7 protein-coding genes and 1 pseudogene are annotated in these 5,321 nt (G+C 50.1%); 4 read left to right on the top strand and 4 right to left on the bottom strand.

All coding sequences use genetic code 11. The annotated features are described in order from the left end of the window. Window positions 1–519 (top strand): annotated as a pseudogene (locus ACP5D0_RS09870) (TonB-dependent receptor); the annotation flags it as partial. A 144-nt stretch (window positions 520–663) separates the two neighbouring features. Here ACP5D0_RS09870 and ACP5D0_RS09865 read toward each other — a convergent pair. Beyond that, window positions 664–1,611 (bottom strand): DnaJ C-terminal domain-containing protein, encoded by a 948-nt coding sequence (locus ACP5D0_RS09865; protein ID WP_472365611.1) that lies wholly within the window; start codon window positions 1,609–1,611, stop codon window positions 664–666. 232 nt (window positions 1,612–1,843) lie between these two features. On the opposite strand from ACP5D0_RS09865, the gene ACP5D0_RS09860 reads away from it, so the two are divergent. Continuing rightward, window positions 1,844–2,236 carry a hypothetical protein gene (locus ACP5D0_RS09860; RefSeq protein WP_472365610.1) on the top strand — a complete coding sequence of 131 codons (393 nt, stop codon included), beginning with the start codon at window positions 1,844–1,846 and terminating at the stop codon, window positions 2,234–2,236. Here the strand turns inward: ACP5D0_RS09860 and ACP5D0_RS09855 are convergent. Further along, complete coding sequence (locus ACP5D0_RS09855; protein WP_472365609.1) at window positions 2,233–2,586, bottom strand: HopJ type III effector protein; 354 nt, start codon at window positions 2,584–2,586, stop codon at window positions 2,233–2,235. The genes ACP5D0_RS09860 and ACP5D0_RS09855 overlap by 4 nt on opposite strands. A 295-nt stretch (window positions 2,587–2,881) precedes the next feature. Here ACP5D0_RS09855 and ACP5D0_RS09850 point away from each other — a divergent pair, with 295 nt between their 5' ends. Beyond that, entirely contained in the window at window positions 2,882–3,991 is a 1,110-nt protein-coding gene (locus ACP5D0_RS09850; RefSeq protein ID WP_472365607.1) for a TRAP transporter substrate-binding protein, read from the top strand. Between the two features lie 17 nt (window positions 3,992–4,008). On the opposite strand, the gene ACP5D0_RS09845 is transcribed toward ACP5D0_RS09850, so the two are convergent. Together ACP5D0_RS09845 and ACP5D0_RS09840 are read right to left on the bottom strand one after the other, a co-directional pair. Beyond that, window positions 4,009–4,293 (bottom strand): type II toxin-antitoxin system RelE family toxin, encoded by a 285-nt coding sequence (locus ACP5D0_RS09845; RefSeq protein WP_472365606.1) that lies wholly within the window; start codon window positions 4,291–4,293, stop codon window positions 4,009–4,011. Continuing rightward, window positions 4,283–4,540, bottom strand: coding sequence for a type II toxin-antitoxin system Phd/YefM family antitoxin (locus ACP5D0_RS09840; protein WP_472365604.1), 258 nt, complete (start codon window positions 4,538–4,540; stop codon window positions 4,283–4,285). The genes ACP5D0_RS09845 and ACP5D0_RS09840 overlap by 11 nt, the downstream gene beginning before the upstream one ends. Before the next feature lie 477 nt (window positions 4,541–5,017). Between ACP5D0_RS09840 and ACP5D0_RS09835 the strand changes: the two genes are divergently transcribed. Further along, entirely contained in the window at window positions 5,018–5,275 is a 258-nt protein-coding gene (locus ACP5D0_RS09835) for a hypothetical protein (RefSeq protein WP_472365603.1), read from the top strand. The last annotated feature ends 46 nt before the right edge of the window (window positions 5,276–5,321 follow it).

Genomic DNA, 5,321 nt, shown 5'->3' with positions numbered 1-5,321 from the left:
TATCCTTATCGTAAAATGATTAACGCGCAAACCAATGCGTTGATACAGGGCATTGAGTGGTCGGCCACTTATAAAATGACGCCGCAACTGACCTGGATGGCCACCGCGGAAGTGTTGCAGGGACGCGACACCACCAATGACCGCGAATTGCCACTGATGCCCGCCAATAATGCTACCTTGAGTGCGCAGTACACCTTTGCCAGCCGGGGGTATTTGCACCAGCCCTATGTCGGGGTGGGCACCAAATACGCCGCGCCAAAAGACTCGGCGGGCGCTTACGAGCCGTTTAGTCAGTTTGACAATACGCCCTTTGGAACGGCCTCGACGCAGGATTATTGGTTGTGGCATCTGGAAGCGGGCACCGGCTTTAAGTTCGGAAAACAGCGTTTGAGTGTGGACTTGACGGTGCAAAACCTGATGGATGTGGCCTATCGGGATTTTCTCGATACCTATAAAGGTTATGCACAAGGCATGGGACGCAATTTCCGCCTGAGCGCCCGTATGCCGTTCGGCGACTAAACGGCCGGGATGAATCCGCCAGGCCTGGTTGAAAGCTGTTTTGACCGCTTTTTACCGCAGAGAGACACGGTGTTATCAAAACTCGGTGTCTCCGTGTCTCTGTGGTGAAAAAATCGATTGTAACCAGGCCTGGGCGTTTTGGGGTTAGAAATGTTTGCGTGGGTTGAACGGTAGTTTGCTGGCCATTTCCTCGTAAAAAGCTTTGGCGTCGTCACTTTCGGCGGGCGGTGTGTGAATCTGCACTTGAATGTACTGGTTGCCGGTTTTATCGCCTTTACCGAGCCCGCGTTCTTTTAAGCGCAGTTTTGCGCCGGATTGTGTTCCAGCCGGAATGTTCATGTTCACCTTGCCTTTTAAGGTGGGTACTTCCACTTTGGTGCCCAATGCCGCTTCCCAAGGGGTGAGCGGCAGGTTCAGAATAATGTCGTCGCCGTCCACCTTGTACAGCGGGTGGTTTTGCAGGTCCACTTCCAGATACAAATCCCCATTGGGGCCGCCGCCGAAGCCGGGCGCACCCTGACCGCTGAGGCGAATGCGCGAACCTTGTTTGACCCCGGCCGGAATTTTCACTTTCAGCTGCTTGGGCTGATGCGAAACCTGCCCGAACTGATTGGGGTTGGGCATTTGCAGGGTCAACGACTTTTCCGCGCCCTTGACGGCTTCTTCCAGCGTCACCAGCACCTTCACCACTTGGTCGTCGCCTTTTTGCTGAAACTGGCGTCCTTGTTGGCTAAAACCGCCTTGACCACCGAAGCCGCCGCCAAACATGGATTCAAAAAAGTCGCTGAAACCACCGGCTTGGCCGCCGGCACCGCCAAAGCCACCACCGCCGCCAAACATGCCTTCGAACCCAGGCGGGGGTTGGAAATTCTGCCCATTGTGATAGTTGGCACCGAGCTGATCATACATGCGCCGCTTTTCCGCATCGCCCAGCACTTCGTAGGCTTCGTTGATTTCTTTGAACTTGGTTTCGTCCCCGCTGGGCTTGTCCGGGTGGTGCTTGGCGGCCAGTTTGCGATAGGCTTTTTTGATGTCCGCTTCCGCGGCATCGCGTTCCACGCCGAGTATTTGGTAATAGTCCTTATATTCCATATTTTTTCCTAATTCGTCTTAATTCGCTTTAATAGGCTGATTAATGGGGATGTGTTGGGGCTTTTCAAGGTGAAGATGAACGATTTGTTCACCATAAAATTGACTGACGTGACTTGGAAGTAACGCAAAAATTGATTATCATTAAGAAAGGTTACGGGTTTTTGCGCTGATTTCGCGCTCGAACCCCTTCCAATATTTAAGCTGGGTCCTGTGCCCAGCCAAAGGCAGGACTATGTTTTACGGTGTTTCAGACGAGGATAACCTGATTGCCACTTCGGTGGCTACGCTTTTCAGTTTTCATCATGGTGATGAGGTGCTCAAGGGTCGCGCTTTAAGCCCTGAGGGCTTGGTGGTTTTCTGCCCGAATCAGGGCACCGAGGCGTTTCACTACAAGCATCGACAAAAGTTGAAAGACTGCCACATTCAAATCGATGGCTTGACGATTTACCTCTGCACGCTGCAAGTGACGGAGCTGCATGATTTGAACGGTGAGTTTGTTTACGGGTTGCGTATTGACAGCATCCTGCCTCAGGAAAAGAAGCAGTTACAGGGGATTTATGAGGCCAAACGCTGTGCCGAAGAAGCCGCGGATGGCTGTGACGATGCCGCTTTGGCGGCTATTTAAGCCCTTTGCTGTATCTTGTCGTGCAAGGGGCTATCCGCAAAGGCGATGCCGCCCCAGCCGCTTTGCATGAAATTGCGAATATTGGCATGATCCTTTCCGTCAGGGTGCTTCAGGACATCCTGAGTGTAAAAATCCCCAAAGGCATTTAACGTTGCCTGTTCATCCAACCCATTGAGTTTGGCAAAGGCAAAAATTTTGCAAGAGCCGTTATTGGTATCGGCCTCATTGATCTGGTTGCCGTTCTGAAACCGGGTGGGGGTGAAATCATAGTGGGCGTCAATCACCTGCATCACGTCTTGAAATGCAACGGCGCCCTGCGATAACTGGGTCACTAATTCGGCTGGGGTCATTGTTTGGCTTCCTTTGTTTTGCGTCCTTGTTAAGAACCCGAATTTTACCCGTTTTTGGCAGCGACTTTGGCTTGCTGAGTGGTTTTTTGTGGCGCTTACCGGTAAGGGGCGCGAGAAAGGGGTTTGACTAGGCCTGGTGAATTCGGGCGAATTCGGGTGAACTCGGCTCAATTATCAGTGAATGTCTTCTTTTGCCCGAGAACGGAATACCGCTTAAATTAGCTGGAATACCGCACTGAAAAAGTGGCAAAATAGCGTTTAAACGTATTTGATGGAACGGAATAGGGACAAAATTATGAAAAGACGTGATTTTATCGGGGCCATTGCCGGTGCCACCGCCGCAACGGCCATGACGGCCTGTGGGCAAAAAGAGGAACACGCTCAGGCGTCCGGTGCCGCGGCGACGCCGATGGAAACCGTGCATTGGAAAATGGTCACCACCTGGCCTAAGAATTTCCCAGGCCTGGGCACCGGTGCCAATCGGTTGGCGGAGCTGATTAATCAAATGTCCGGTGGGCGCATTCAGGTGAAAGTGTTTGGTGCGGGCGAAATGGTCGGGGCGTTTGAAGTGTTTGATGCGGTGTCGCGCGGCAATGCCGAACTGGGGCATGCCGGGGCTTATTACTGGAAAGGCAAGATTCCTTCCTCGGTGTTTTTCTCCTCGGTGCCCTTCGGATTGACGCCGGATGAAATGAATGCCTGGCTTTATAATGGCGGCGGGCTGGAGCTGTGGGAAGAAGCCTATAAGCCATTTGGTTTGATTCCGAATCCGGCGGGCAATTCCGGCCCGCAGATGGGCGGCTGGTTTAATAAGGAGATTAACTCCGTGGCCGACTTAAAAGGCCTGAAAATGCGGATGCCGGGGCTGGGCGGTGAAGTGCTGCAAAAAGCCGGAGGCATCCCCGTTTCCATGCCCGGTGGGGATATTTTCCCCGCGATGGAAAGCGGGGCGCTCGACGCCACCGAGTGGGTCGGACCGTATAATGATTTGGCGTTCGGCCTCTATCGCGTGGCGAAATATTACTATGCACCCGGTTGGCACGAGCCGGGCACCACCATGGAGTGCATGATTAACGAAAAAGCCTTTAATGCTTTGCCGGATGACCTGCAAAGTATTGTGCGCAATGCCATGAAGGTGGTGAATCTGGAAATGCTCTCCGAATACACGGCACGCAATCAGCAGGCGTTGCAGACGCTGGTGGATAAGCACCAGGTCGAACTGCGCTTTTTCCCGGATTCGGTATTGAAAGAATTGAAAAAACTGTCGGCGGAAGTGATTGAAGAAACCGCTGCGAAAGACCCTTTGTCTGCCAAAGTCTGGGCGTCGCAAAAGGCCTTCAGAGCGCAGGTTTCAAAATGGACGAATGTCTCAGAGTTATCCTTTCTGCAAGCGCGTAACCTTTAGCTTCTTGTCGGGCTAGGTCAAAGTCGATCGGATGCCGATTGGTAAACGTGATTACGATCGCGTTTGCCAATTGCGATCACGGAAACGATTAAAGCCTCTTCTCTGACTTGATACACCAGTCGATAACCCGCGCTTCTTAATTTAATTTTATAACAATCTTCTAACCCTTTGAGTTTTGCACTTTCGACACAAGGCTCAATCAGTCGCTCTTGTAGTTTCTTTTTAAACTGAACTTGAAGGGTGGTATCCAGCTTCCGCCATTCTTTGAGCGCCTGTTCTTTAAAGACGAGTTTATAGCTCATCCAAAGTCACCTCAATCTCTGCCTGTTTTTGGCGCTGCTTGACGATTTCCATCAAAGCCATGTCATCCAGTCGTTCCAGAATAGCTTCATAGACATCGGCAGGAACCGCATAAAAAACGGGTTGATTGCGATTTAGAATTGCAACGGGCGCCCCTTCCGCTTGAGAGAGAACCGCCATGGGGTTTTTTTTGAGTTCAGAGATGCCAGCACTCAAATCGGCCAAAATGGGGTGTGTCAGAGTCGTCATAATCGCTACCTTTAAAACATGAGTGGGGTAAAAGCCTGTAATGACCTTCTATTGGGTCTTTTATTATACTCTTTAAAAGATCTTTTTAGAAAAACGCTTCTCTCTTAAAACAGAAGCAAATTCCCCTGCCATCCTTGTTTGGGGTAGCTTGCCCTATAAATTTTATTATAGGCCTATAAAAAAACTTGCGTCTTGAAAATAAATAAGTAAACTCTAATATTAGAAATTTTTATGGGGATATAATAAATACTTGTAACAAAAATGACATTTTTGAAATATTCGGGTTAACTCGGAAATTTCATAAATTTGCGCCAAAATCGCGCAGAACATTGTTTTCACAAGGAAATTTTCGAAGAAGTGTCGTATCCACGATTACGACCGACTGAGAAAATATGGCTTGTGGAATCAAGGGGCAAGCGAGATGGTGTCTAATTTATGAATTTTTCGGGTTAAAACAACCAAAACGGAGGTTTGAGTATGAAGACTTTGATTTTAACAGGGTTGGTATCGGCCAGTGTGTTGAGTGCCCCGGCGGCGATGGCGGAAGACACTTGGGCGTTTGACGGTGACGAACAGGTGATCGAGAAGATGGCCGAGCAGAAGCACACTCAGGCCGCGTCTGAGGTGCTGTACCAGGAAGTGTATCAAAATGACATGAAATGTTGGTCTTGGGATGCCTGTGCCGATAAAAATCGGGTTTACGGCCCCGTCTATGAAACCTATGCGTTTAAATAAGATCCTTTGCGATAAGGGTCAGTGATAAAACCGATTTAGAATCGGT

The sequence above is a fragment of the Hydrogenovibrio sp. genome (assembly GCF_049975065.1).
Lineage (GTDB): Bacteria > Pseudomonadota > Gammaproteobacteria > Thiomicrospirales > Thiomicrospiraceae > Hydrogenovibrio.
The sequence above is the reverse complement of the archived record's forward strand: the minus strand, read 5'-3'. Positions and strand labels throughout refer to the sequence as shown.

Bases quoted from the DNA above. Each gene is read 5' to 3' on its own strand.
- ACP5D0_RS09850 (WP_472365607.1), top strand. From the start codon at position 2,882: ATGAAAAGACGTGATTTTATCGGGGCCATTGCCGGTGCCACCGCCGCA.
- ACP5D0_RS09845 (WP_472365606.1), bottom strand. From the start codon at position 4,293: ATGAGCTATAAACTCGTCTTTAAAGAACAGGCGCTCAAAGAATGGCGG.
- ACP5D0_RS09865 (WP_472365611.1), bottom strand. From the start codon at position 1,611: ATGGAATATAAGGACTATTACCAAATACTCGGCGTGGAACGCGATGCC.
- ACP5D0_RS09835 (WP_472365603.1), top strand. From the start codon at position 5,018: ATGAAGACTTTGATTTTAACAGGGTTGGTATCGGCCAGTGTGTTGAGT.
- ACP5D0_RS09840 (WP_472365604.1), bottom strand. From the start codon at position 4,540: ATGACGACTCTGACACACCCCATTTTGGCCGATTTGAGTGCTGGCATC.
- ACP5D0_RS09860 (WP_472365610.1), top strand. From the start codon at position 1,844: ATGTTTTACGGTGTTTCAGACGAGGATAACCTGATTGCCACTTCGGTG.
- ACP5D0_RS09855 (WP_472365609.1), bottom strand. From the start codon at position 2,586: ATGACCCCAGCCGAATTAGTGACCCAGTTATCGCAGGGCGCCGTTGCA.